Genomic DNA, 24,513 nt, shown 5'->3' with positions numbered 1-24,513 from the left:
CATATAGTCACAATCGGGCGTTCTCACACAAGAATGTTTGGTTCATGTGGATTGCCTCACTAAAGTGGAAGACAGGCTAACTAGTTCATAACCGGGTATATCCCGTTAAACATGCAACTGGTGGGCACCGGGTGTCACTTCTGAACACCAGAAGGTTACAGCTCGGAGACAACCACATAACTGGGGGGCCGATGGTAAATCCTCGGCCTACGCACCCCACTTTTCATCAAGAAAGATGAGGATTCAATGAAGCGTCTCACTCGCATCGCGTCGATCAGCATGGCCTCTATGCTCGCCGCCGCAAGCCTCGTAGCGTGCTCTTCCAATTCCGCTGACGACGAAGGCGACGTATACTTCCTGAACTTTAAGCCAGAACAGGACGCCGCATACCAAGAGATCGCCAAGGCCTACACCGAAGAAACCGGAGTCAAGGTCAAGGTTGTTACCGCTGCGTCCGGCTCGTATGAACAGACCCTCAAGGCGGAGATTGGCAAGGATGAGGCTCCAACCCTCTTCCAGGTCAACGGCCCTGCAGGGTTCATCACGTGGCAGGACTACATGGCAGACATGTCCGATACTGAGGTTGCCAAGCAGCTGACTGAGGACATTCCACCACTCACCACGGACGACGGAGAAATTCGCGGGGTGCCTTTCGCCGTCGAAGGCTTCGGCATCATCTACAACGACGAAATCTTCGACAAGTACATCGCGACCTCCGGCGCGAAGATTAAGTCCACAGATGAAATCATCAGCTACCAGAAGCTGAAGGACGTTGCTGAGGACATGCAGTCCAAGAAGGACGAGCTCGGCATCGAAGGTGCTTTTGCTGCTACCTCGCTGACCTCCGGTGAGGATTGGCGTTGGCAGACCCACCTAGCAAACGCACCGATTTGGCAAGAGTTCCAAGACAAGGGCGTTGAGGACACGAACGAGATTGAGTTCTCCCACAACAAGGAGTTCAAGAACCTCTTCGACCTTTACCTCGATAACTCCACGGTAGAAAAGACCGTGGCCCCGTCCAAGACGGTGTCTGATTCCATGGCAGAGTTCGCTCAGGGCAAGGCCGCTATGGTCCAGAATGGCAACTGGGCATGGTCCCAAATCTCCGAGACTTCCGGCAACGTAGTTAAGGAAGACAAGATCAAGTTCCTGCCGATGTACATGGGCCTGCCGGATGAGGAAAAGTTCGGCCTCAACGTCGGCACCGAGAACTACCTCGGCATCAATTCCGAGGCCTCTGAAGCAGACCAGCAGGCCACCAAGGACTTTGTGGACTGGCTCTTTACCTCGGAAGCAGGCAAGGAGCACGTGGTCAAGGACCTCGGCTTCATCGCTCCGTTCGACTCCTACACGGCGGAGGACACCCCGAATGACCCGCTGGCAGAGCAGGTTGCGGACGCCATCGCGAACAAGGATCTCTCTACCTATCCGTGGAACTTCCAGTACTTCCCGTCCCAGCAGTTCAAGGATGATTTTGGCCAGGCTCTCTCGCAGTATGCCTCCGGCACCCTGAAGTGGGACGACGTCGTCTCCCAGTTCAAGGACAACTGGGCCGCAGAAAAGGAAACCAACTGGGGCTAAGAGGAGCCGCGCGCTCTGATTAAAGGGGGAGCGGCGCCTGCCATGCGGAGCGCCGCCCTCCACGCACCCCACGTGGGGGCGCGTGCCACCCCGCCCACCTGTGCAAGGGGAGTGGTTGCAGGCGCTCTCACTGTCACACGGCGCTTATCGCAAGCACCTTCACACTTACATAGTTTCGTTACATTAAGGTCTCACCACCATGCAAGCAACGCTGAAGAAGTATTTCCCAGTCTTTGTCTTGCCCACTCTGCTGGCATTCATGATTGCCTTCTTGGTCCCATTCATCGTGGGTTTCTTCCTGTCCTTCACGAAGTTCACCACGATTACTAACGCCAAGTGGGTGGGCATTGACAATTACGTCAAGGCTTTCTCCCAACGCGAAGGATTCATCGCAGCCTTCGGCTTCACAGTCCTCGTGGTCATCGTTTCGGTGATCACCGTAAACGTCATTGCCTTCCTCCTGGCATGGATGTTGACGCGCAAACTGCGCGGTACCAACTTCTTCCGCACGGTCTTCTTTATGCCCAACCTCATCGGCGGCATCGTGCTGGGCTACACCTGGCAGACCATGATCAACGCGGTCCTGGGGCACTATTCCACGACAATTGCTGCGGACTGGAAGTTCGGTTATGCCGGTCTCATCATGCTGCTCAACTGGCAGTTGATCGGCTACATGATGATTATCTACATCGCTGGTCTGCAGAACGTCCCACCGGAGCTTATTGAGGCCGCCGAACTCGATGGAGTCAACAAGTGGGAGATGCTGCGACACGTTACTATCCCGATGGTCATGCCATCGATCACCATCTGTCTGTTCCTCACCCTGTCGAATTCCTTCAAGCTCTTCGATCAGAACCTGGCACTGACAAACGGCGCTCCTGGCGGTCAGACGGAGATGGTGGCGCTCAACATCGTTAACACCCTGTTCAACCGCATGAATGTTGAAGGCGTTGGCCAGGCGAAGGCAGTTATTTTCGTCGTCGTTGTGGTCGTCATTGCATACTTCCAGCTGCGTGCGACCCGTTCCAAGGAAATCGAGGCTTAAGTCATGACTAGCAACGCGTCTACCCAGGCCGTTCCGGCCTCGAAGAAGAAGGACCACCAACTGCCTTCTGACAATGAAACCCGCATGTCTGGCGGGGCCAAGTTCGTGGTCTACGCCATCTTGGTGTTCTTCACCATCGTCTTCCTCGGTCCGATTCTCTTCATCTTCATTAACTCTTTTAAGTCAAAGTTCGCCATTTCCTCGGACCCATTCTCTCTTCCTCTCGGTGAGACGTGGGTGGGCTTCGAGAACTTCATGGTGGGTCTGACCAAGCAGGGTTTCTTGGAGGCCACGCTGTGGTCCTTCATCATCACGATTCTCTCCGTCATCGTCATCGTCTTTTTCTCCGCCATGACGGCCTACTACATCACGCGAATCAAGACGTGGTGGACAAACCTGCTGTACTACCTGTTCGTGGTCTCCATGATTATCCCGTTCCAGATGGTCATGTTCCCAACGGTCAAGATTGCGGATATGCTCCATCTCAATAACCCACTAGGCATCGTTGTCCTGTACTTGGGCTTTGGTTCCGGTCTCTCGGTGTTTATGTTCGCGGGTTTCGTGAAGTCCATCCCGATCGATGTCGAAGAAGCCGCAATGATCGACGGCTGCGGTCCAATTCAGAATTACTTCCGCGTCGTATGGCCCATGCTCAAGCCGACTGCCGTGACGGTGGCCATCCTCAACGCTATGTGGGTCTGGAACGACTACCTGCTGCCGTACCTCGTCATCGGCTTGTCTACTCGCTACAAGACGATTCCGGTGGTTATCCAGTCCTTCGTGGGCTCAAACGGTAACCGCGATATGGGTGCCATGATGGCCATGCTTGTGCTCGCTATTATCCCGATCGTTATCTTCTACTTCTCCACCCAGAAGCACATCATCGAAGGTGTCGCTGCCGGCGCGGTCAAGGGCTAAGTACTGGAACCGGATAGCGCCTTTACTGCAGACGTCAAGCCTCCCGTCTATGACTGGGAGGCTTAAAGTCATTCTGTCCACTCGTATCCGATAGGTTAGGAAAACATGAACCGCTTCTTGGGCCCTGAGTCGAAGTTCTATGCCGTGCTCAGCTTGTTTGCTGACCTCGTCATCGTCAACGTTCTCCTCATCATCACGTGCTTTCCGGTATTTACTGGGGGAATGTCGCTCCGTACAGCCCATGAGGTTACGGGCCAGATGGTCCGGGAAGAAGGTTCACGCCGCGGCTCCATGTTTGTCCGCAGACTACTGACACGCCCCAGCATAAACACCGCTTGGTGGCTCATCTGTCTCGCTGTGTTAGGACTGGCAGCGTACGAGTTCGCCATCATCGCTCAGGCGGATCTCGGACGGATGGAGCTCGTCCTTCGCGCAGCGCTCATCTCTGGGCTGATTGTTCTTGGATGCATAAGCGTATGGTTTTTTCATCTCGATGCCCCCGATTTCAGCTTTCGCCAGCGTTGCACAGCAGCGATTACCCACGCGGTCTCGCATTTGCCGCGCACGGTATTGGCCATCCTACCCACAGCGCTGCTGGTGCTGTATCCGCTCTTTTTCCCCAGCCAGTGGGGAAACTACCTCTTCTTTCTTGCCGTACTTGGTCCGGCATTAGCTGTCTATTTAGCTGAGCTTGTTCTGCAGTGGCCGGAACTCAATACCACTCATGACGGCGCGTAGATGACCAAAACAACAATAGGGTAGAAGCCCCTATGCGGCTTCTACCCTGTGTCTTCGCCGCACAGATGTCTGTTACGGTTAGGACTCGCTTTCTTCCTGTTCCTTCTGCTCCTTCAACAGGCGGGCAGCCGCGCGGCGGCGGGAGCGAAGGTTGTCAATGCGTTCGGTCAACAGCTCATCCAATTCCTCAATGGAACGGCGCTCACGCAGCATATCCCAGTGGGTGCGCGGCGGCTTAGTGGGCTTGGACTCAACACCTTCACCCTCGACGAGGGTGCCGAGCTTGCCATTCTTGCACATCCACTCCTCAGGGATTTCCGCATCATCAGCGAACGGCACCTCGTAAATATCGCCGTCCTCAGTGCGGTACTTCACCATCTGGCGCGGTGCCAAGTCGTGGTCACGGTCGGTTTCGTAGCTCACAGCGCCCATTCGGCTGCCACGAAGCACGCGATCTGCCATGCAACATCATCCTTTTCAAGTAGTGAGGGAGGGATCAGGATCGACCTTTATCACTTAAAGTTCCTCCAGTATAACGAACAGACTTTAGCCTTTGTTCCCACCCTCAGCTTTATGGGCTAAGGTGTGTGGAGTGATTGGTACACAGGATCGGCAGCCAGGTTCGCCTCGTCGCAACAATGCCGCAACCTGCCAATGGTGCGGCAAGGAGATTGAGCAGGGCGGCCGGGGTCGCCCACGAAAATTCTGCTCACCGTCGTGCAAGCAGCGTGCGTATGAGCAGCGCCACAGCGTCGCCGGAACCACGATTCCAGCCGATGCCGTTATCCTCACCCCAGACAAAGCCGATCAGCTTCGAGATGGCCTCTTTGAGCTGCGCTGCTGTGCAGAGGATGTGGCAACGGCGGCGTCGGAAAGCGCCACCGCCGAGGAAATGGAAGAACTGTGTTCCGAGCTGGTCACGTTGGCTCGCAAGCTTGAGGAATTGAGATAGAACATGAAATCGTTGTTGGGAAACCGCAAACTGGTCATCAGTGTCTTCGTGATCCTGATTCTTGTTTCGACGGCCCTAGCCCTTGGCCCCTTGGTATTCTCACTGGTCATGGGCCGCGGCGTCAAGACTGAGCCGATCAATCTGGACAGGGTTAAGGCAGCAACCACAGAGCTCGATGGTGAGTGGCACGTGGTGAAGGGTTCTCCCTACAATTTCACGTCCGCCGGCTTTACTATCGATGAAATCCTGCCCGCTGACAAACGCACGACCTCCGGTTCCACCAAGGAAGTGACTGGTCAGGCCAGTATTTCGGGCTCTAACGTCAAGGAAGCAACCATTACCGTCGACATGACCACGCTGACTACGGATAAGAAGGTTCGTGACCAGAACATGAAGACGAAGCTCTTTGAGGTCGCCGACTTCCCAGAGTCCACGTTTACGTTAACCACACCGGCTGATCTCTCGGCTGTGCCTGATGATGCCTCACCGGCCACCGTCTCGCTCACCGGTGACTTGACCATCCACGGTGAGACCAAGAACGTGACCACCGATTTCCAGGTCGTTCGAGATGGAGACACCATCATCCTCGGCGGCGATATCCCGATTAATCGCTTGGATTTCGGCGTAGAGACTCCCGAGATGATCGCCGCCAAGATTTCTGAGGTCGGCGAAGTGAACGTCCGCGTGACCCTTCAGAAGTAGCACCATGGAATCTCGACACCTCATCACCGTCCTGTGGGTGCGCCTCGCTGTGCTTGCGGGTTTCGGAATCTTTATCTGGATTACGGGTACGAAAGTCCTGGCGGCGTTCTCAGCAGTTCTGGTTGCTTTAACTCTCATACAACTCGTCATTGCCTACCGACAGCGCTAAAGTGCCCAATTTCCCCGCACTTTCCGCATACCCCAAATAAAGTCACTTGACGTTAATGGGGAAGTTCATCAAAGCTCTTCAGGAGATCCGCACTGGGGACGAAGAAGTTCGTCCCGGTTAAGGCGGTGGAAAAATCGAGAATGCGATCATAATTACCGGCAGGCTCGCCAACAAACATCTGACGCAGACGCTTGTTGATATTTTCCGGATCATTCGCATAACCAATAAAGTAGGTGCCCATCTCGCCGGAGGCGAAGGAACCAAAGACCATATTCTCGCGGTAGATATCCTCATCGAGGTCATTAAGCGCAACGTGGGAGTTACTGGGCTTGTCCGCTTCACCAAGCTCAATATCGTCCGCTTTAGTGCGCCCAATAACTTTTTCTTGCTCCTCAGTGGTTAGCTCGTGCCACGCGTCCATGTCATGGATGTATTTTTGTACTGTGACGTAAGATCCGCGTGGATAATCAGCATCGTCGCCGAGTAGCACCGCATCCAAAGCCTCCTGCGCCAGGGGGTTTGCCGTTCCATCCACGAAGCCCAGAAGATCACGCTGGTCAAGGTATTTAAAGCCGTGCGTCTCATCGACCACGGTGGCAGCCGGACCGAGCTGGTCGAGCACTTGACGAGCCAGCTCATGGCAGAGGTCGTAACTATTGGCACGGAAGTGCAGCAAGATATCGCCAGGAGTTGACGGCGCCTTGTGCGCGGCGTCAATGGCCTCAAACTCACGGAGATGCTGAGGAATGGGCGCGGTGGTGAGGCGCGGCCACAGAGAAGCGCCAATGCCCACGACGGTGAATAGATCCGCCTCGTTATAGCGGAAGTTGACTGACTTATATAGTCCGCTGAATCCGGTGAGCATATCCCGAACCGCATCCTCGCCGCCGGGATTGATATCAAGGACGAGAAAGAGCGCAGCCCGCGACGGCTTATCTACGATGTGCTGAATAGTCATATATCCCAGTGTAGCTACCGGAGGGTGGGACGAGGCAGCGCCGTCAGTACCACAGCCTAGCACTGCTTATATAACTGTCCGATAATGTACATTATGTCAGATTGAATAAGACTCGCCACCCCAGCGCGCCGACGAGCATCCATTTTGCCCAATGCTGTTGCCATATCCCCAGACCTCGAACCCCAGACATGCAGGTCGCGCACAGCCTGCGCTTGCCGACACCCCCACGCCCACCAGGATGTCTGGGGTTTCAACTCTGGGGGTTTGTGAGGGCCACCCTCGGGCGCACGGCTTCACGCCAGGCGTCACAGTAAGCCCGCAACCGCTTTCGCGCGCCAGCAGGCACACGACCGTAGCGAATATTTCAGTGTGTGGGACTTGTATTCCAACCTGTGAGACTTTATGATTCTCTATAACCAATCAACCTATTGAAATACCCAAGGAGGCGCCCCATGACTGCAGTAGACAGCGCGGTACCAACGCGCACTGGCAGCTCGGCCGAACTCACCAAACGCGATCGTGTGCGCATCGCCGTAGCTTCAACCATCGGCACCACAATTGAGTTCTATGACTTCTATATTTATGCCACCGCAGCTGTAGCCGTCTTTCCTTTCCTCTTCTTCCCCAAGACCGAGGATCCGACGGTTGCCTTGCTGCAATCCTTCGCCACCTTCGGCCTAGCGTTTATTGCCCGCCCCGTGGGCTCAGTCCTCTTTGGACACTTCGGCGACCGCATCGGCCGCAAAGCCACCCTAGTGGGTGCCCTGCTGACCATGGGAATCGCGACCTTTATCATCGGTCTGCTGCCCACATACCAGACGGCAGGCATTATTGCCCCGGCGCTGCTTGCCCTCATGCGCTTCTGCCAGGGGCTGGGCCTGGGCGGCGAATGGTCCGGTGCTGCGCTGCTGGCCTCCGAGACTGCTAAGGACGGAAAACGTGCATTTGCCGCGATGTGGCCTCAGTTCGGAGCTCCGGTTGGCTTTCTGTTGGCCAATGGCTTCTTCCTGACCCTGGTTGCAACGTTGGACTACAACCGTGGTGATACCACGGGCGCGTTCATGGAATGGGGCTGGCGCCTGCCTTTCTTGGCCTCGGCGGTCATGGTCCTTATTGGCCTGTACGTGCGGTTGCGCTTGGAGGAAACCCCGGTCTTCCAGAAGGCCGTGGACCAAGGCAAGAAGGCTAAAACTCCTATGGTCGAAGCCTTCAAGACCTCGTGGAAGCCAATGATCATCGGCACCTTCGTCATGGTCTCCTGCTACACCCAGTTCTACCTGGTAACCACGTGGATTTTGTCCTACGGTATTGGTGATAAGGAACTGGGCCTCGGCTTGGGCATTCCCTATTTGGAGTTCCTGGAGATTCAGCTGATCTCCATCTTCATGTTCATCCTCGGCATTCCGGTTTCCTCTATGCTCTCCGATAAATATGGCCGCAAGCCGGTCCTCGTGGCAACGTCGATCGTGATGATTGCTTTCGGCTTCAGCTTCCCATACTTCCTGGGCCTTGAGGTTGCTGACCGCAACTCGGTGCTGGGCTTCCTGCTCATCGGCATGTTCGCCATGGGACTCATCTTCGGCCCCATGTCCGCTGTTCTTCCAGAGCTCTTCCCCACCAATGTCCGCTACACGGGTTCGGGAATCGCCTACAACGTCTCTTCCATCCTGGGAGCAGCAGTTGCGCCGTTTATCGCCACGTGGCTGGTCCGTGAGTTCAACGTGAACTATGTGGGTTACTACCTCATCATTGTCTGCTTCATCTCCCTCATCGCTATCTTGGCCATGAAGGAGCTGAAGGATCAGGATCTCAGCGAGGTCTAGGGTTGAGCAAGCTCGTCGTCGAGGGGCTTGCGTCGAACAATAGCCGCGAAAATGGCCCCCGTGACATTTGCCCACACGGCAGCAACCACGCCAGGCAAGGCCGCCTCCGGGGTAAAGAACTGCAGCGCTAAGGCTGACGCCAGGCCGGAGTTCTGGGTGGCCACCTCAATGGCCGTGGTGCGGGCAGCGGACTCGCGTTCACGGGCTATCTTGGCCAAGTAGTAGCCACAAAGGAAACCAATAGCGTTCTGGATGGCTACGCCCACGAAGACAATGAGACCCACGGTCACCAGCTTGTCCTGTGACTGTGACACCACCGCCATGACCACCGCTCCGATGCCGGCGATGGCCACCCACGGCAGTACGGGAAGGATCTTGTCCACGACCGTGCTCGCGATGACCCGCAGTAGCAGGCCGAGTCCCACGGGGATCAGAACGGTCTGCACCAGCGACCACATCATTCCTTTACCATCGACGTCTGCCGTCTCCCCCGCCAACCACAGCATGAGCAGAGGGGTCATGATGGGTGACACCAATGTGGATACCGACGTCATCGCTACCGACAAGGCCACATCACCCTTGGCCAAGAACGCCATGACGTTGGAAGCCGTACCACCGGGGACGGAACCTAAGAGGATGAGGCCGACAGTAGCGGCGTCAGAAAGCCCCAGCACTTTTGCCACCAGCAACGCGCTCGTGGGCATAATGGCGAACTGGCAAATAACCCCCAAAAGAATCGGCATGGGACGCTTAGCCACGAGCGCAAGGTCCGGAATCGTCAGCGTGAGGCCCATGGAAAACATGATGACCATGAGCAGCTGCTTGGTGTACTGCCCCACCGGCTCGAAAGTACTCGGGGACATAAAGGCCACGGCGGCGCAGGCAACAATAACGAGGGGAAAGACGTAGACGGCGAGTTTCTCGCCAGCCTCCCCCTCCGTGCGCGGGCTGGACATAATGCTTCCTTTCATAAAATAATCTCACTAGATGAATCAAGTATCCCACATAGCGAATTCACCGTACCCCGTTTGCCCCATATTTACTATCAAGCGATAGATTAGAGATATGTCCAAGCTCTTCAGCCCCGATACCTCTCGCCTTACCCGCCCAGAAGGAACCACCAGCCAGGCCGACGCCGTCTCCGCCCGCTACCGCCACGGCTCCACCGCCGAGCTCGTCGCGGACATGGAAGCCATCGTTGGGGCAGATAACGTCCACGGGCGTCTCACCGACCTCGTGCGCTTTTCCTCCGACGCCGGCCCCTACCGCTCTATTCCCAACATCGTGGTCTCCCCACGCAATGCCGCTGACCTCTCCGCACTCATGGCATACTGCGAGGCCAACGACCGCCACATGACCTTCCGTGCCGCCGGTACCTCCCTCAACGGCCAGGCCATGAGCGATGACATCCTCGTCGACGTCAAAACGCACTTCTCCGGCATGGAGGTGCGCGATGGCGGTACCAAGCTCTGGTCACGCCCGGGTGTGATCCTCGGTGATGCCCAGGCGGTACTCGCCCGACACGGATTCATGCTGGGCCCCGACCCAGGCTCCACTTCGGTGTGCACCATCGGCGGTGTGTTGGCGGATAACTCGGGCGGCATGCGCTGCTCCCTGGAGCGCGATAGCTACCACAGCGTGGAGGAGCTCGTCTTCGTTCTACCATCCGGCACCATCGTGGACACGGCTCGCGGCGATGAGGTCTTCCGTGCCCAGGAGCCGCGGCTCCACGCGGACATACTGGCTTTCCGCGACAAGTTGCGAGCGAACACAGACCTGGTGACGTTCTTGCGCACGAAGTTTTCAATCCGCAACACCAATGGATTGCGTATCGACGCCTTCCTCGATGAGGACGAGCCGGTGCACATTCTTAAGCGCCTGCTCGTGGGCTCCGAGGGCATTTTTGGTGCCATCACCGAGTCCGTCATCCGCACAGTGAAGTTGCCGCGCGTGAAGGCCACGACGTGGGTCGAGCTGCCGAACTTGCGCGATGCCGCCAACTTTGTCCACCCCATCATGGAGACCGGTGCGGAAGCTTGCGAGCTCCTTGTTGCTCCTGTGATGCGCCGCTCCGCCGAGCACTACGCCCACGCACCACAGTCCTGGCGCACCCTCGACGATGATGCGGCGGCCCTTCTCGTGGAGGTCGGCGGCAGCGATGAAGAGGAACTCAACCAGGCTATGGAGCGTCTTCGCGCCGTGCTTGCCGACGCCCCACTGCTGAGCCCCCTCGAATTCCTCACCACCCCAGAGGGGATGCGTGGAGCCTGGGAGCTGCGCAATGGCCTCTATGGTCTGCTCGGCGCTGACCGTCCCAATGGGACGGCTTACATCACCGAAGACGTCTGCTTCCCACCGTCCCAGGTGGGCGAAGCTGCAGCAGATCTTATGGATCTGCAGGCCAAGTACGGGTATCCCGAGTCTGTTATGGGCCACGCCGCCTTTGGCAACCTCCACTTCTTCTTCACCCCGCGCTTTGACCGCGAAGAAGAACGCGAGTCTTATGCTAACTTCCTCGATGACCTCGCTGAACTGGTCATCGACAAGTACCAGGGATCAATGAAGGCCGAGCACGGCACCGGCGTGAACATGGCTCCCTACCTAGAGCACGAATGGGGAACGGAGGCTTTTGAGCTTTTCTGGGAAGTCAAGAACATGATCGACCCCAAGGGCATCCTCGCTCCCAATGTGAAGCTCACCCGGGATGAAACCATTCACTTGCGCAATTTCAAGTCCTTCCCCAAGGTCGAAGACGAGATTAACCCGTGCGTGGAATGCGGTTTCTGTGAGCCGGTCTGTCCCTCGCGGCATGCCACGGTCACCCCGCGCCAGCGCATCGTGCTGCGCCGCGAGATGGCGCGCCAAGAAGAGGGTTCCGAGGTTCTTGCCCAGCTACAGGAAGAGTACCAGTACGATGCCGTGGACATGTGTGCGGCCGACGGCACGTGCTCTATCCCCTGCCCCATCAGTATCGATACGGGTGCCGTGATGAAGCAGCTGCGCGCCAAGCAGGCAACACCTGCCCGCGAGAAGGTGGCGCTGACCACGGCCCAGCGTTGGGATGTGGTGGAAAAACTAGCGCGCGCCGGTGTTATTTCGGCTAACAAGGTGCCACACAAGCCGCTAGAGCTGGGTGCGAACATGGCCCGCAACGTCGTGGCGCCCGACTTGCTGCCGACTGTTCCCGGCCCGCTGCCGAAGGGCGCATCACGCCTGCCACAGACCCCGCGCGCGGGTGCCCAGGCGCTCTACTTCCCTGCCTGCATCAACCGCATCTTCGGTCGTCCCGCAGGCGCCGCGAAGGACTCGGTGGATCTGCCGCGCGCTGTAGTGGAGTTAGGCCGCCGGGCGGGCCAGCCGGTGTGGATTCCAGAGGATGTGGCTGGCGATTGCTGCGGCACGCCGTGGTCCTCCAAGGGCTACAAGGACGGCTTTAAGTATCAAGCACAAAAGATCGTGCGCGATCTCTGGCACTGGTCGGAACACGGCCGCCTGCCCATTGTGGTCGATGCCGCCAGCTGTACCCACGGTCTGCTGGATTCGGTGCCGGACGCACTGTCTGCGGCCGACCAAGAACTCTGGAAGGACCTGCGCATCCTTGATCTCGTGGAGTGGCTACGAGATGAGATTGCACCGCACCTACCGATTGTCAAAAACATGGGATCCATTGCCGTTCACCCCACGTGCTCGACGGATCACATGGGCATCAGCCAAGACCTTGTCGACTTGGCCAACCTCTGCGGTGACGCCAAGATTCCGGAAGGCGCGATGTGTTGTGGCTCCGCCGGCGACCGCGTCATGCTACACCCAGAGCTCGTCGAGTCCGCTACTCGCGAGGAACGCGCCTCGCTCGACGCTGAGCACTTCGAAGCGTACGTCTCCGATAACCGCACCTGCGAGATGGGGCTCGAGATGATCGCGGGCAAGACCTATGACTCTATTGCTGTGCTTCTCGAACGCGCGTCTCGTCCGGTCGTGACCCCATAGCAACGCGCCGGTGGCGGTTCCCTGCGTGGGAAGCCCTCCCACCGGCGCGTCGGATGTGGTGAAACCAGTTTTAGAGGTAGTCGTAGTTGATTTCGGTATCTGGGGCGAAGAACACGCAACCGCCTTTCATCGGGCGCAAGTAGATCGTGTCGCCCTGGTGCACGTCAATGCCGCGCGGTACCTTCACCGTGATCCGGTCACCACGGACCGCGATGACGTCGTCAGCCGACTCCTCGCGGCTGCCGTAGACGTACAGTTCGGAGCCTAGGTGCTCGACAATATCGACCCGGACCGGGAGACCATACTGCTCACCGGGCTGGTTCACGCCGACGATTTCCCAGTTCTCTGGGCGCACGCCGACGATAACGCGATCCGAATTCACCTTCGCCGCCTGCTCCTGTGGCATGTAGTAGTCCAGAGCATGGTCCTTGCCGCCAACGACACGCCCGTCAACGAACGGGACGTTCTCGATGAGGGTCATAGCCGGCGAACCGATGAACGTCGCCACGAAGGAGTTGCCGGGGTTCTCATACAGCGTGTTCGGCGCATCAACCTGCTGGATGATGCCCTGTTTGAGAACGCACACGCGATCTCCCATGGTCATCGCCTCAGTCTGGTCATGGGTAACGTAGACCGTTGTGGTGTTGAGCTCGCGCTGCAGCTGCAGGATTTGCGCACGCGTGGAGACACGCAGCTTTGCATCCAGGTTAGACAGCGGCTCATCCATAAGGAAGACCTTGGGCTGGCGCACGATAGCGCGCCCCATGGCCACACGCTGGCGCTGGCCACCCGACATCGCGGACGGCTTGCGGTCGATAAGGTCTTCCAGCTCGAGCATCTTTGCGGCAAAGTTCACGCGCTCTTCGATGGTTGCCTTATCCACCTTGGCGTTTTGCAATGCAAACGCCATGTTCTGGCGCGCTGTCATATTGGGATACAGCGCATAGGACTGGAACACCATGGCTACATCGCGGTCCCGCGAACGGGTCTCAGTCACGTCAGCCCCATCGATGAAGATCTGCCCTTCGTCGACTGGCTCAAGGCCAGCGAGCATGCGCAATGTCGTCGACTTACCGCAGCCCGACGGTCCGACGAGTACCAAGAATTCGCCATCCTTGATATCGAGGTTAATGCGGCTGACCGCCGGAGGCTTCTTCGGATCGTAAATCCTGGAAGCTTGGCGGAATTCAACAGTAGCCATGATGTCCTTTCAAACGATGCGAAGAGTTACTTCAGCTTCGGGGTGATGTCACGGTCGATAACGCTCTGAGTCTCCTTCTGCAGGTCACCGAATGCGGACTCCACGTCCTCATTGCCCACAGTGATGCGGTCAAGAACGCCACCAATACGCTGTCCACCGCCTGGCACGAAGACGCGTGCGTAATCCTGCGGCTTAGTGTTCTCGTTGAGCTGCTCGATTGCGGTCTGAGCGTTCGGGTTCTCCTCCAAGAACTTCTTCTCTTCCGGATCATCCAGGGCGTCCTTGCGCACCGGCATGTAGCCCGTCTTCTGGGAGAACTTGATGGTGTTCTCGGTGTTCGTCAGGAAGTCAATGAACTTGACCGCATTAGCCTTGCGCTCGTCGGAAATGCCAGCCGGGACGGCAAGACCAGCACCACCGGTGGCTGCCGAGGGGCCCGGGCCCGGGAGGTAGGTGGTAATGAACGGGATCGTCGCCGTCTCCTTCAGACCACCCAGGGAACCGGTGGACTCCAGAAGACCGGAGGCCTTTCCGGAGCCGAATGCGACGGTCGGGTCGGTAGAGATTTCGATGTGACCGGCCTTGACCTGGTCCTGCAGGAACTTACCGGCCTCGATGGACTCCTTGGAGGTAAAGTTCGGTTCCCACTCATCAGAGTAAGAACCACCGAAGGCCCAAATCATGCCCTGGAAGTACCAGTCGAGGTAGTTGGAGCCATCCGGTACGGTGACGGCAGGCTTGTCGAGCTTGTCCTTGATCTTGGTTGCCCACTCGTCGAACTCTTCCCAGTCCTTCGGACCACGGTCGGTGGGAAGACCAGCTGCCTTGAGGTCATCGGTATTCCAGTACATCAGGTTCGTGGAGCGGGAGTACGGAACGCCGTAGTGCTTGTCCTTGTACTTGTAGTCCTCACGCAGGGTGTCCACGTAGCTCTCAGAGTCAATAACGTTCATCTCCCACAGCTCATCGAGCGGCGTGGTGGCCTCATTCAGCGCGAAATTGAACCAGGTGACGTCAGACGCAACGAGGACGTCAGGCAGGTCGCCACCTGCGAGGGCAGCGTTGAAGCGCTGTGCAACTTCCTCATAGTTGGAACCGGCGGTGACCAGTTCAACCTTCAGATCGGGGTTTTCTTTCTCGAACTCATCGATGAGCTCCTGCTCCAAGTCGCGGGAGGAACCCGGGTGGTTGGACCAGAAGGTGATGGTGTTGGCGTCGCCGCCGTCCTTGGAACCGCTTCCTGCGGTGGTCGAGCCACCAGCACAGGCGGTCAGGGACACGGTGGTCAGGAGTGCTGCACAAACGGCAACGATGCGGGTAGAAGTCTTACGAGACATGGTGGCGGTTCTCCTAGAAAAGTGAAAAGTAGAGGGGGACTTGATTGAGTTGGGCGTTGGGATGACAGGCCGGCGGACTAACCCTTGACTGCGCCCGCAGTCAGGCCCTTAATCATCGGCTTCTGGAGTATCAGGAAGATAATGATCATGGGCAGGGTTGTCAGCACCGTGCCAGCCATCACCGGCGCCCAGTTGGTGACGCCTTCCGCGTCCTGCAAACGGGTCAGGCCCACCGGCAGCGTGGCTGCAGCCGGTGTATCCGTAATCAGGAAGGGCCACAGGTATTGGTTCCATTCATTGACCACGGTGATGAGGACAAACGCGGATAGCGTTGGCCACGACATCGGCAGGACCACACGGAACAAGGTGGTGAAGAATCCCGCTCCGTCCATGCGAGCGGCCTCGAGAATCTCCGGGGGCAATGACTGGAAGTGATTGCGCATGAGGAAGGCACCAAACGCCACGCCCGCCAGTGGGATGATGACACCGGCGTAGGTGTCTCTCCAACCCCATGACGCAACCAGCGAGTAGTTCGAAATAATGGTGATCTGGTTGGGCACCATCAGCGAGGCAATGATGAGCAGGAACAGCAGATTTCGACCTGGAAAGCGAATGAAGGCGAAAGCATAGGCAGTCAGAACGCCGAGGACCACTTCCACCACCGTCAGGACAAGCGTGATGATGACGGAGTTTTTCAGGTAGCTCGAAAAGCCAGAGGTCTGCCAGACGTAGGAGTAGTTTTCTGCCTTGAAAGGATTTGGCCAGAAGGAAATCGGATCTGAGTAGACGTCCTGGAAAGACTTAAAGCTGGTGATAAAGATGAAGTACAGCGGCACCAAAATCATCAGCACTGTAAGAACGAGGGCGATGTAGCCGACGACCTTCGTTGCTGGATGGCTGTGATCGATTGGCTCGCCTTTGCGTTTACGCTGGGCCTCGGTGATGACGGGCGCTGCGATGGACTGGGAACCGGGAACCGGCGGCAGCTCACCTTGAGCTTGTGGCAGGCCTACGCGTACGGACGCCGGAATTGCGCGATTGTCGGACATTTACTTATCCATCCTTTCCTGCAGCTTGATCTGCAGCACCGTAATGACTAGCACCACGAGGAACATGATGGTGGCCACGGCAGCGCCATAGCCGGCGCGATTGTTGATAAAGGTTTCCTGGTATACCTGGAAGACCATCGTGGAAGTTCCGTAGCCAAAGGGCCCGCCACCGGTCATCGCATTGATGATGTCGAAGACCTGGAAGGAATTGAGCAGCACAGTAATCAACAAGAAGAAGGTGGTGCCGCGAAGCTGCGGAAGGACCACGCGGAAGAAGTGCCGCGCGGCCGGTGTTCCGTCAATCTCCGAGGCCTCATCAAGATCACGGCGGCGGCCCTGCAAGGCTGCAAGATAGATGACGAAGACGTAGCCGACGTTCTTCCACACATACGTCACCGTGATCATAAACAGTGCCCAGTTCTGCTGCTGATAAAAGTTGGGCACCTCAACCCCCATAAGGCCCAAAAAATATTGGATGAGACCGTAGTTAGGATCGAAGACAAACTGGAACGCCACGCCAATGGCCGCGCCAGCGATAACGTAAGGTGCAAAGACCATCGAACGCACTGCCGCGCGACCAAACAGTTTCTGATCCAGCAGTAATGCCAGCGCTAGTCCAAGCACCATCGAGCCGGCCACTGCGAAGAAGGTGAACACGACAGTGTTGAACACCACGCGTCCGGTATCCGGCGCTTGGAACCAGTCGATGTAGTTCTGCAGGCCGACGAAGGTCATCGTCGGCGAAGAGATATTCCAGTTAAAGAAGGAGATTCGAATGTTATCGATGAGCGGCCGATAGGTGAAAAGAATGAGAAGGAGAAGGTTCGGTCCAATGAGCAATGCCGCGAGGCCGATCTGTCTCCAGTCGAGCTTCTGCTTGCGTGGATGACGCGCGTACTCCTCGGAGACGACCGGCTTCTCGGTGACTGCAGGGATTGCAGTCATTTGCCCGTGTGCCGGGTTGGATAATGCCATGGAGAGAAAGCTAGACCAAGGCGGTAAACAAAAAGTTGACTGCAAGTTTTGCTAAGAAAAACTGCGGGCGAATTTCAAGGGGCTGACCCACGAAATCTCAGCATAAAAGTGGTTTCAGTCACATGCACAGCCGTGAAATGGGTCGAGTCACGCGCTACTCAAGAAGGAACTCCACTGCTTTTATGGCTAGACCTTTTCAGCTCAAGCGCGCAGTCTATGCAGGCATAGCTTGGTGCTGGTTAGCTGTGTGAAAGCACCTCGAGCGCCAGCTCAGGCAAGTCTGTTGCCATGAGCTCTACTCCGTTATCGCGGCACCACGCCATGTCCTTGGGCAAGTTCACCGTCCACACGTATAACGGGCTTTCAGCGCCGCCAAAGAAATCAGCTTCACTCCGTGCCTGGCGAATGGAAGGCCCGAAACCTGTCGCGCCCTCACGCGACGCCGGACGTACGTCCTCCGGTTCTAGGAGCAAAAAGGATTGCAGGGACGGCAGCAGATTTCGGAACCGGGCAATTGCCTCAGGGTCAAAGGAAATCAGGCTAATCCGTGGATCGGCATCGAGCTGCCGGTTGTGCATAACCTCCGCCACCGATTCCTCCAGCCCCGCACCGAACGGGGACGGGTGTTTAGTCTCAATGAGTAGCTGCTTGCCGGGATAGGACTCGACGAGGTCAAGCAGTTCGTCGAGAAGCATGATGCGTTGCGGATCCTCAGCGGTGCCGACATTAAGTGCGCGCAGTTCCTTGAGAGTCATATCACCTACTGCACCGCTGCCGTCAGATGTCCTGTCCACCGTCAGGTCGTGGATGACCACGACCTCCCCGTCCTTGGTCAGGTTGACGTCACACTCCACACCAGCGACATCGAGCTTGAGGGCTTCTTCGAAGGAGCGGCGGGTATTTTCCGGGTACCAGCCGTTATAACCTCGGTGTGCGATAATTCCTGTGCGGTCTGACATGCTTTTCCTCCAGGCTGCGAGGTGGGTTGTGATGGTGGCGCCGCCCAGTGTAGACCGCTAACGGCGCCCGCCGCGGTGGCGGTGGGTTGCCACGGCGTGGACCGCGTCCAACATACCTAGGGTGAGCAAAGCCTCACGCAGGGCAAACTGAAAGGTCCACAGACGGCGGAAGACGTGGTCAAAGCCGGCGGCTGCTGCCTCCCGCAGGCGTCCGTCGAAGAAACTGCGCTGAAAGCGCACGGTCTCCAGATAGTGCGTACCCACGTGGGTTTGCGCCACAATGCGCAGGTTGGAGCGCCTATCAAAGAGCTGGTGGGTTTCCTCCAGCGTAGGATAGTCCAGCCCGGGCCAGATATAGCCACGCATAACCTGCACTGCGGAGCGTGCCGCCGGGGACATTTTTTCCGTGGCGAACAGCGACGCCAAGCCCACACGGCCGCCATGAACGAGGGAACGGTCCAACACCTGCACAAAGCGGCGACGCTCCTGTGGCGACAACGTCTCAAGCTTCTCCACGCTCACAATGGCGTCATAGCGACCGCGCCACTGCCGCGGATCCGGCAGCGGGGAGTTAATCGTCTGGACATGCACCGAATCGGCGGCTCCTTCGAGGAGCAGTTGTTCGTCGATAAGCGCGCGCTGCTCTTCATCGCCGGTGAGCACGTCTACCGTGGCGCGCCGGACGACCGCCTGGACCGCCACTTGAAGGCCGGTGGCGGGATAAACCAGAAGGTGTGTGCCGGCGCCGGTATGGGTAGCGTCGAGAAGCCACTGCGCCGAACGACGCTGGGCATCACCCAAATCCTCGCGGTCCGTCGAGGTGGGCTCGCTCACTGACGTCACATCGACGAAGTGCTCTTTGGGCTCCTTGCGGCCCGCATGCGCGCTATAGCTGCGCACGGCCTCGCGCACAGTGGTGGGCACGCCGCTGGCGAAAATTCCGCCGGAATGACTCAGCGCATCCCCCGCATACAGCTTCACCACATCTAGTGGAAGTTCACCTGGAGTGGATTCCTCCACCGCAACGTCTTTTGCCTTCGGGCGGTAGCCTACGCCCAGCAAACGCAGAAGAACCTTGACCAATCGGTCTGAATCGGGGGTAGTCCACTCCCCTGCCATGTAGGACTCCGCAAGGCCAAGCCAACCGGAATCGGCGATGCGGGAGAAGAGGGCGTCGTGAAGCACAGCGATATCGGGGTCGTTGCCTTCTAATTCCACCCCCGCTTTGGCGCAGGCCTGCGCAAACTCCGACTCGGCGCGCCCCGCCGAGAACCGCAACAGGCGTGAGGACGGCACAGTCGCCACACCCGGCCAGGCCTCAGCATCAATCGAAGCCAAGTGGGAATACACGGTCAAGCCAGCCTCCTCATCGCACACACGTATCGTTAACAATAAAGCGCGGGGCACTGGGAGGGACGGAGGCGCGGCCCAAAAAGCCAGTTAATCCCCCAAAAAGTATGCATGTACCGCTAGAAAGGTTTAGACTAACTCGCGTAAAATTTTCTAGCTTTCTGAGGAAGGTAACCAATCGCTATGGCGCACACTCCCCACCGTCCAGCTAACGGCCGCCACCACGTCGTTGTTATCGGTGCAGGTTTCGGCGGCATCAATGCCGTTAAGAAGCTCAAGGACGCAGACGTTGAGATCACCCTCATCGACAAGAAGAACCACCACCTCTTCCAGCCGATGCTCTACCAGGTAGCCACCGGTGTTATCTCCGCGGGCGAGATCGCCCCGTCCACGCGCCAGATCCTGCGCAACCAGGACAATGCCCACTTCGTGAACGGCGAGGTCACTGATATCAACATCAAGGACCAAACCGTTACCGCTGAGCTCGATGGGGCTACCCGCACCTACGAGTATGACTCCCTCGTCGTCGCTGCTGGTGCCGGCCAGTCCTACTTTGGTAACGACCACTTCGCCCAGTACGCACCGGGTATGAAGACCCTGGATGATGCCTTTGAGATCCGCTCCAGCATCATCTCCGCCTTCGAGAAGGCAGAGCTGGAAGAGGATCCGGCAAAGCGCGAGAAGCTGCTCACCTTTGTCATCGTTGGTGCTGGCCCGACCGGTGTGGAGCTCACCGGTCAGATCGCTGAACTTGCGCAGCGCACCTTCGCCGGCGAGTACTCGAACTTCGGATCCACGTCTGCCAAGATTTACCTCCTCGACGGCGCCCCGCAGGTGCTGCCGCCGTTCGGCAAGCGTCTCGGCCGCAAGGCTCAGCGCACCTTGGAGAAGCTCGGTGTCGATGTTCGCCTCAACGCCATGGTGACGGACGTAACTGCGGACGCTGTGACCTACAAGAACATGAAGAACGACGAAGAGGTCACCATCGAGGCTGCAACCAAGATTTGGTCCGCCGGTGTGGCCGCTTCCCCGCTGGGCAAGCTCATTGCTGACCAGGCTGGTGTGGAAGCCGACCGTGCAGGCCGCGTCGCCGTCAACGAGGACCTGACCGTCGGCGAGTACAAGAACGTCTACATCGTCGGTGACATGATTTCTCTCAACCGCCTTCCGGGCGTTGCCCAGGTGGCCATCCAGGGCGGTAACCACGTGGGCAAGCTCATCGAGGCCAAGATCGATGAGGAGTCCACCGCGAATGAGGCTGAGCCGTTTGACTACTTTGACAAGGGCTCCATGGCAGTTATCTCCCGCTTCAACGCCGTGGTCAAGCTGGGTAAGACGGAGTTCTCCGGCTTCCCGGCATGGCTGTCCTGGCTGGGCCTGCACATCGCCTACATCGTGGGCTTCCGCAGCCGCGTTCTGGTGGCCCTGCACTGGCTGCTCAATGCGGTCTCACGTGACCGCGGCAACCTGGAGATTACTCAGCAGCAGCGCGTTGCACGCAACGTCATTGACCGCGACCTTCACTAAATAAGGCTCACGGCAGTGGGGAGAGGAGAAATCCTCTCCCCCTTTTTCCTGCCGCAGCAACGCTTTCTCAGATACAGAGGCGCATTCCCAGATACGGTGGAGAAGAAACAGAGTTGCCAAGCCCCAAGGAGTTTCACCATGACCCTGCCCCGAGTCCTGAGCATTGCCGGCACTGACCCCACCGGTGGCGCGGGCATCCATGCGGATCTTAAATCCTTCGAGGCAGCCGGTGCCTATGGCATGGCGGTGGTCACGGCGCTCGTGGCCCAGAACACCCAGGGTGTTCGCAGCATTCATACTCCTCCGGTGAGCTTCCTGCAGGAGCAGTTGGACTCGGTGAAGGACGATGTGCTTATCGACGCCCTCAAGATCGGCATGCTCGGCTCTGTCCCCATCACCGAAACGGTGAGTCAGTTCGTTGCCTCGCTGCCGGAGGGTGTCCCCGTGGTCTGCGACCCGGTCATGGTGGCGTCCAGCGGAGATCGTCTCCTCGATGCGGACGCCGAGCGTGCAGTACAGGAGCTGGCACGCCGCTGCACCGTCGTCACGCCAAACCTCCCGGAGCTGGCGGTGCTGGCAGGAGTTGCAGAGCCCCAAACCTTGGACGAGGCGATCGCCGTGGCCTCTACATGGGCACGGGAAAACAACACGTGGGTTGTGGTGAAGGGCGGACACCTCAACGGCGAGCATGCTGATAACGCCACCGTAAGCCCGGAAGGCCAGGTTAAACGGGTTCCTTGCCCGCGGGTGGCGACAAAAAATACACACGGCACGGGCTGTTCCCTTTCCTCCGCGTTGGCGGCGCGCTTGGGTGCGGGCGATTCACTTGATGATGCCCTCACATGGGCCACTGCTTGGCTCCACGAAGCCATTACGCATGCCGACGAACTGCAGGTGGGCACAGGCCATGGCCCGATTGACCACGGCCACCGTATGCGCCGGCTTGCGGCGCAGGGTTAGCGCGCTTGTCTAGCCAAGCAGGTCCGCGCCGGGGCGGGCGAGGACGGCGACCATAAAGGTTGAGTTCTCCTTGAACACCTTCATGTCCCAGGATGAGAACGTAAAGTCCACGCGGTAGCCCACCTGCTGAGCGAGCTCGAGAAACTCGCCGAAGCCCCATCCACGGCCCTCACCAAAACCCACGACGAAACGCCCACCCGGACGCAGTGCCGTAAAAACATTGCGCAAGGCGGCCCCGCGGCCCTCGGTCGCAATGAAAGTCATAACGTTGCCAGCGGCCACAGCGATGTCGAAATTTCCCTCAGGGATCTCATCTTCCGATAAATCCCCGATGTGCCACTCGGCCTCCGGATAATCATGCTCTGCATGCTCGATGAGGATTGGATCGACGTCAACGCCAAGTACGATGTGGCCGCGCTTGGCCAACTCGCCGCCGAGACGCCCCGATCCACAGCCTGCGTCAAGGACACGGGAGGAGCGTTCACTCATGGCGTCGATAAGCCGGGCTTCGCCATCGATGTCCTTGCCCTGGGCTCGAAGCGTCTTCCACTTCCGTGCAAAATTGTGGGAATGGGCCGGGTTAGCTGCGGTAACTTCTTTCCAGGTAGGCATAAAAGCGATTATATGCCCTCACACGGTGTAAGCTTTACCCGCTCACATAAAATCGCCGGGGAAGCACGCCTCCCGGGCCCAGAACACGCGAAGGAGGCTGTCCCACGATGCCGTCTGTACCGTCGCCCTTTAGGCCACGTAAAAAGAACGATCCCCCCAGCTCCTCACCTACGTTCTCCGTGCCCGTAGAGCGCGCAATCGAGCACTGCCGTGTCTTCGTCGATGGCGAGGCGTTGCCCGGCGAATTTACGCCGCATAGCGCGGTGCAAACCATCGAAGAATACGGTCGCGGCTTTGTCTGGGTCGGCCTTTATGAGCCCTTCGAATCGCAAATGACGAAGGTCGCCTCAGAGTTTCGTATCCACGAACTCATCGTTGAGGACGTTGTCCAAGCGCATCAGCGTCCCAAGCTGGAGCGCTACGATGACCAGCTCTTCGTCGTCGCGCGCTCGGTGAATTACCGCGACCATGATGAAGTGACTGATAAGCGCCAGATCATTTCCACCGGTGAGGTGCAGATGATTATTGGTGACACGTTCATCATCACCGTGCGCCACTCTGCCAAGTTGCCGAATCTGGCGTATGTGGTGCAGGACGAACAGGATCTCGTCGAGCAAGGCCCCGTCGCGATGGCGTGGAAAATCCTCGACATGATGGTGGACCGGTACTCCGAGATTTGTCGCCTCATCGCCATCGAGGTCGACGAGCTCGAGGAGGAGGTTTTCACCCCCAACTCGCTGCCCAACATTGACCGTATCTACATGTTCAAGCGCGAGATCCTCGAGATGAAGCACGCTATCGATCCGCTTTCGGCGGCGTTGCGCGCGATGAATTCCGACCATAAGGATCTCATCTCGAAGACAATTCGCTCCTATCTGCGTGACGTTAACGACCATGAGCTCGTGGTGAAAGACCAGGTGGCGGGCTTCGATGAACGGTTGACTTCGCTTATCGACGCCTCCGTGGCCAAAGTCACCATGCAACAGAACTCCGACATGCGCACCATCTCCGCTGTCGTCGGCATGTGGGCTGCGCCGACGCTGGTAGCCGGCGTATACGGTATGAACTTCGATGTCATGCCAGAGCTTCACTTCAGGTGGGGTTACTTCGGAGCACTGGGCCTCATGGTGCTGGTTGTGGCAGCCATGTGGTGGTGGTTCCGCCGCAACCACTGGTTGTAGGCCGCAGTGCTTACTGAACGGTCATCGTACGCAGCGTGGAGGCTGCGAGCAGGACGTCACCCTGGCTGATCTTGACCTCCCACAGCTGCGTGCGGCGCCCCTTGTAAAGGGGGGTAGCAACCGCAGTGACGATCCCGTCTGCCACGGGCTTGAGGAAGTCCGTGTTGTTGTTAACGCCCACCACCGGCTTGCCCGCCACGATAAGGCTGCCTACCGACGCCGTCGATTCTGTGATCGTGCAGTACAGACCACCATTGGCCACGCCCCACGGCTGGTGGTGATCCGGCACCACCTCAACCTCAGAGCGAATCTCGTCTTCCGAGATGTGCGTATAGCGCAGGCCGATCAGTCCTGCCAAGCCCTGTGGGTTGGAGTTGATGAGGCCAAGTTCTTCCTCGTTGAGAGGGCGTGACTGGGCAGCCGCGAGGAGCTTTACAAAGATTTCAGAGTGTTCCATGCCACACAAGGCTAGTCGATTCTGGTGACGTA

At 58.0% G+C, this 24,513-nt stretch carries 23 protein-coding genes; 12 read left to right on the top strand and 11 right to left on the bottom strand.

The window, feature by feature from the left end; genetic code table 11:
* The first annotated feature begins 246 nt into the window (after nucleotides 1–246).
* From HMPREF3149_RS02670 to musI, 4 genes are all read left to right on the top strand, one after another.
* Complete coding sequence (locus HMPREF3149_RS02670; protein WP_070536406.1) at nucleotides 247–1,581, top strand: ABC transporter substrate-binding protein; 1,335 nt, start codon at nucleotides 247–249, stop codon at nucleotides 1,579–1,581.
* A 199-nt stretch (nucleotides 1,582–1,780) separates the two neighbouring features.
* A complete protein-coding gene (locus HMPREF3149_RS02665) occupies nucleotides 1,781–2,626 on the top strand; it encodes a carbohydrate ABC transporter permease (RefSeq protein WP_070536404.1) in 846 nt (281 codons plus the stop codon).
* Between the two features lie 3 nt (nucleotides 2,627–2,629).
* On the top strand, nucleotides 2,630–3,544 hold the full coding sequence (locus HMPREF3149_RS02660) for a carbohydrate ABC transporter permease (RefSeq protein ID WP_070536402.1): 915 nt from the start codon (nucleotides 2,630–2,632) through the stop codon (nucleotides 3,542–3,544).
* A 105-nt stretch (nucleotides 3,545–3,649) separates the two neighbouring features.
* Entirely contained in the window at nucleotides 3,650–4,282 is a 633-nt protein-coding gene (gene musI / locus HMPREF3149_RS02655; protein WP_070536400.1) for an ABC transport system MusEFGK2I component MusI, read from the top strand.
* A gap of 78 nt (nucleotides 4,283–4,360) precedes the next feature.
* Here the strand turns inward: musI and HMPREF3149_RS02650 are convergent, their stop codons facing one another.
* Nucleotides 4,361–4,744: an RNA polymerase-binding protein RbpA gene (locus tag HMPREF3149_RS02650; protein WP_042530873.1), complete on the bottom strand. Its 384-nt coding sequence runs from the start codon at nucleotides 4,742–4,744 to the stop codon at nucleotides 4,361–4,363.
* Between the two features lie 130 nt (nucleotides 4,745–4,874).
* On the opposite strand from HMPREF3149_RS02650, the gene HMPREF3149_RS02645 reads away from it, so the two are divergent.
* Genes HMPREF3149_RS02645 through HMPREF3149_RS13530 form a run of 3 tightly spaced genes read left to right on the top strand, consistent with a single transcriptional unit; the run spans nucleotide 4,875 to nucleotide 6,105 of the window.
* Nucleotides 4,875–5,234 (top strand): hypothetical protein, encoded by a 360-nt coding sequence (locus HMPREF3149_RS02645; protein ID WP_070536397.1) that lies wholly within the window; start codon nucleotides 4,875–4,877, stop codon nucleotides 5,232–5,234.
* 3 nt (nucleotides 5,235–5,237) lie between these two features.
* Entirely contained in the window at nucleotides 5,238–5,936 is a 699-nt protein-coding gene (locus tag HMPREF3149_RS02640) for a YceI family protein (RefSeq protein WP_070536395.1), read from the top strand.
* A 4-nt stretch (nucleotides 5,937–5,940) separates the two neighbouring features.
* Nucleotides 5,941–6,105 carry a hypothetical protein gene (locus tag HMPREF3149_RS13530; protein WP_168162174.1) on the top strand — a complete coding sequence of 55 codons (165 nt, stop codon included), beginning with the start codon at nucleotides 5,941–5,943 and terminating at the stop codon, nucleotides 6,103–6,105.
* Nucleotides 6,106–6,157: 52 nt separating this feature from the next.
* Here the strand turns inward: HMPREF3149_RS13530 and HMPREF3149_RS02635 are convergent, their stop codons facing one another.
* A complete protein-coding gene (locus HMPREF3149_RS02635) occupies nucleotides 6,158–7,063 on the bottom strand; it encodes a Dyp-type peroxidase (protein ID WP_070536394.1) in 906 nt (301 codons plus the stop codon).
* Between the two features lie 452 nt (nucleotides 7,064–7,515).
* Here HMPREF3149_RS02635 and HMPREF3149_RS02630 point away from each other — a divergent pair, with 452 nt between their 5' ends.
* Nucleotides 7,516–8,886, top strand: coding sequence for an MFS transporter (locus tag HMPREF3149_RS02630; protein WP_070536392.1), 1,371 nt, complete (start codon nucleotides 7,516–7,518; stop codon nucleotides 8,884–8,886).
* Here HMPREF3149_RS02630 and HMPREF3149_RS02625 read toward each other — a convergent pair.
* Nucleotides 8,883–9,842: a bile acid:sodium symporter family protein gene (locus tag HMPREF3149_RS02625; protein WP_070536390.1), complete on the bottom strand. Its 960-nt coding sequence runs from the start codon at nucleotides 9,840–9,842 to the stop codon at nucleotides 8,883–8,885. The genes HMPREF3149_RS02630 and HMPREF3149_RS02625 overlap by 4 nt on opposite strands.
* 109 nt (nucleotides 9,843–9,951) lie before the next feature.
* On the opposite strand from HMPREF3149_RS02625, the gene HMPREF3149_RS02620 reads away from it, so the two are divergent.
* Complete coding sequence (locus HMPREF3149_RS02620) at nucleotides 9,952–12,873, top strand: FAD-binding and (Fe-S)-binding domain-containing protein (protein ID WP_070536388.1); 2,922 nt, start codon at nucleotides 9,952–9,954, stop codon at nucleotides 12,871–12,873.
* Between the two features lie 70 nt (nucleotides 12,874–12,943).
* Here the strand turns inward: HMPREF3149_RS02620 and HMPREF3149_RS02615 are convergent, their stop codons facing one another.
* The 6 genes from HMPREF3149_RS02615 to HMPREF3149_RS02590 form a co-directional block, all read right to left on the bottom strand.
* On the bottom strand, nucleotides 12,944–14,074 hold the full coding sequence (locus HMPREF3149_RS02615) for an ABC transporter ATP-binding protein (RefSeq protein ID WP_070536387.1): 1,131 nt from the start codon (nucleotides 14,072–14,074) through the stop codon (nucleotides 12,944–12,946).
* Between the two features lie 26 nt (nucleotides 14,075–14,100).
* A complete protein-coding gene (locus tag HMPREF3149_RS02610; RefSeq protein WP_070536385.1) occupies nucleotides 14,101–15,411 on the bottom strand; it encodes an ABC transporter substrate-binding protein in 1,311 nt (436 codons plus the stop codon).
* A 77-nt stretch (nucleotides 15,412–15,488) separates the two neighbouring features.
* The gene (locus HMPREF3149_RS02605) at nucleotides 15,489–16,460 is read right to left on the bottom strand and encodes a carbohydrate ABC transporter permease (RefSeq protein ID WP_070536383.1); all 972 of its coding nucleotides are present in this window, start codon (nucleotides 16,458–16,460) and stop codon (nucleotides 15,489–15,491) included.
* Nucleotides 16,461–17,435 (bottom strand): carbohydrate ABC transporter permease, encoded by a 975-nt coding sequence (locus tag HMPREF3149_RS02600; protein ID WP_246819925.1) that lies wholly within the window; start codon nucleotides 17,433–17,435, stop codon nucleotides 16,461–16,463.
* A 239-nt stretch (nucleotides 17,436–17,674) separates the two neighbouring features.
* Nucleotides 17,675–18,394, bottom strand: coding sequence for a glycerophosphodiester phosphodiesterase (locus tag HMPREF3149_RS02595; RefSeq protein ID WP_070536379.1), 720 nt, complete (start codon nucleotides 18,392–18,394; stop codon nucleotides 17,675–17,677).
* Nucleotides 18,395–18,451: 57 nt separating this feature from the next.
* Nucleotides 18,452–19,744 (bottom strand): class I SAM-dependent methyltransferase, encoded by a 1,293-nt coding sequence (locus tag HMPREF3149_RS02590; protein WP_070536697.1) that lies wholly within the window; start codon nucleotides 19,742–19,744, stop codon nucleotides 18,452–18,454.
* 183 nt (nucleotides 19,745–19,927) lie between these two features.
* Between HMPREF3149_RS02590 and HMPREF3149_RS02585 the strand changes: the two genes are divergently transcribed.
* Entirely contained in the window at nucleotides 19,928–21,271 is a 1,344-nt protein-coding gene (locus tag HMPREF3149_RS02585) for an NAD(P)/FAD-dependent oxidoreductase (RefSeq protein WP_070536377.1), read from the top strand.
* 138 nt (nucleotides 21,272–21,409) lie between these two features.
* On the top strand, nucleotides 21,410–22,231 hold the full coding sequence (gene thiD / locus HMPREF3149_RS02580) for a bifunctional hydroxymethylpyrimidine kinase/phosphomethylpyrimidine kinase (RefSeq protein ID WP_070536375.1): 822 nt from the start codon (nucleotides 21,410–21,412) through the stop codon (nucleotides 22,229–22,231).
* 9 nt (nucleotides 22,232–22,240) lie between these two features.
* On the opposite strand, the gene HMPREF3149_RS02575 is transcribed toward thiD, so the two are convergent.
* A complete protein-coding gene (locus HMPREF3149_RS02575) occupies nucleotides 22,241–22,843 on the bottom strand; it encodes a class I SAM-dependent methyltransferase (protein WP_042530903.1) in 603 nt (200 codons plus the stop codon).
* 107 nt (nucleotides 22,844–22,950) lie between these two features.
* Here HMPREF3149_RS02575 and corA point away from each other — a divergent pair, with 107 nt between their 5' ends.
* The gene (corA, locus tag HMPREF3149_RS02570; RefSeq protein ID WP_042530906.1) at nucleotides 22,951–24,024 is read left to right on the top strand and encodes a magnesium/cobalt transporter CorA; all 1,074 of its coding nucleotides are present in this window, start codon (nucleotides 22,951–22,953) and stop codon (nucleotides 24,022–24,024) included.
* A 10-nt stretch (nucleotides 24,025–24,034) separates the two neighbouring features.
* On the opposite strand, the gene HMPREF3149_RS02565 is transcribed toward corA, so the two are convergent.
* The gene (locus tag HMPREF3149_RS02565; protein ID WP_070536695.1) at nucleotides 24,035–24,481 is read right to left on the bottom strand and encodes a PaaI family thioesterase; all 447 of its coding nucleotides are present in this window, start codon (nucleotides 24,479–24,481) and stop codon (nucleotides 24,035–24,037) included.
* Nucleotides 24,482–24,513: the final 32 nt, after the last annotated feature.

Origin of the sequence: Corynebacterium sp. HMSC05E07 (genome assembly GCF_001807225.1) — a bacterium.
In the GTDB taxonomy this organism is placed as follows: Bacteria; Actinomycetota; Actinomycetes; order Mycobacteriales; family Mycobacteriaceae; genus Corynebacterium; species Corynebacterium singulare.
The sequence above is the reverse complement of the archived record's forward strand: the minus strand, read 5'-3'. Positions and strand labels throughout refer to the sequence as shown.

Excerpts from the sequence above, each read along its gene's own strand:
- HMPREF3149_RS02640 (WP_070536395.1), top strand. The coding sequence starts at position 5,238 with ATGAAATCGTTGTTGGGAAACCGCAAACTGGTCATCAGTGTCTTCGTG.
- HMPREF3149_RS02600 (WP_246819925.1), bottom strand. The coding sequence starts at position 17,435 with ATGGCATTATCCAACCCGGCACACGGGCAAATGACTGCAATCCCTGCA.
- HMPREF3149_RS02625 (WP_070536390.1), bottom strand. The coding sequence starts at position 9,842 with ATGTCCAGCCCGCGCACGGAGGGGGAGGCTGGCGAGAAACTCGCCGTC.
- HMPREF3149_RS02610 (WP_070536385.1), bottom strand. The coding sequence starts at position 15,411 with ATGTCTCGTAAGACTTCTACCCGCATCGTTGCCGTTTGTGCAGCACTC.
- HMPREF3149_RS02630 (WP_070536392.1), top strand. The coding sequence starts at position 7,516 with ATGACTGCAGTAGACAGCGCGGTACCAACGCGCACTGGCAGCTCGGCC.
- musI (WP_070536400.1), top strand. The coding sequence starts at position 3,650 with ATGAACCGCTTCTTGGGCCCTGAGTCGAAGTTCTATGCCGTGCTCAGC.
- thiD (WP_070536375.1), top strand. The coding sequence starts at position 21,410 with ATGACCCTGCCCCGAGTCCTGAGCATTGCCGGCACTGACCCCACCGGT.
- HMPREF3149_RS02595 (WP_070536379.1), bottom strand. The coding sequence starts at position 18,394 with ATGTCAGACCGCACAGGAATTATCGCACACCGAGGTTATAACGGCTGG.
- HMPREF3149_RS02665 (WP_070536404.1), top strand. The coding sequence starts at position 1,781 with ATGCAAGCAACGCTGAAGAAGTATTTCCCAGTCTTTGTCTTGCCCACT.
- HMPREF3149_RS02670 (WP_070536406.1), top strand. The coding sequence starts at position 247 with ATGAAGCGTCTCACTCGCATCGCGTCGATCAGCATGGCCTCTATGCTC.
- HMPREF3149_RS02575 (WP_042530903.1), bottom strand. The coding sequence starts at position 22,843 with ATGCCTACCTGGAAAGAAGTTACCGCAGCTAACCCGGCCCATTCCCAC.
- HMPREF3149_RS02565 (WP_070536695.1), bottom strand. The coding sequence starts at position 24,481 with ATGGAACACTCTGAAATCTTTGTAAAGCTCCTCGCGGCTGCCCAGTCA.
- HMPREF3149_RS02635 (WP_070536394.1), bottom strand. The coding sequence starts at position 7,063 with ATGACTATTCAGCACATCGTAGATAAGCCGTCGCGGGCTGCGCTCTTT.
- HMPREF3149_RS13530 (WP_168162174.1), top strand. The coding sequence starts at position 5,941 with ATGGAATCTCGACACCTCATCACCGTCCTGTGGGTGCGCCTCGCTGTG.
- corA (WP_042530906.1), top strand. The coding sequence starts at position 22,951 with ATGCCGTCTGTACCGTCGCCCTTTAGGCCACGTAAAAAGAACGATCCC.
- HMPREF3149_RS02660 (WP_070536402.1), top strand. The coding sequence starts at position 2,630 with ATGACTAGCAACGCGTCTACCCAGGCCGTTCCGGCCTCGAAGAAGAAG.
- HMPREF3149_RS02585 (WP_070536377.1), top strand. The coding sequence starts at position 19,928 with ATGGCGCACACTCCCCACCGTCCAGCTAACGGCCGCCACCACGTCGTT.
- HMPREF3149_RS02615 (WP_070536387.1), bottom strand. The coding sequence starts at position 14,074 with ATGGCTACTGTTGAATTCCGCCAAGCTTCCAGGATTTACGATCCGAAG.
- HMPREF3149_RS02650 (WP_042530873.1), bottom strand. The coding sequence starts at position 4,744 with ATGGCAGATCGCGTGCTTCGTGGCAGCCGAATGGGCGCTGTGAGCTAC.
- HMPREF3149_RS02605 (WP_070536383.1), bottom strand. The coding sequence starts at position 16,460 with ATGTCCGACAATCGCGCAATTCCGGCGTCCGTACGCGTAGGCCTGCCA.
- HMPREF3149_RS02620 (WP_070536388.1), top strand. The coding sequence starts at position 9,952 with ATGTCCAAGCTCTTCAGCCCCGATACCTCTCGCCTTACCCGCCCAGAA.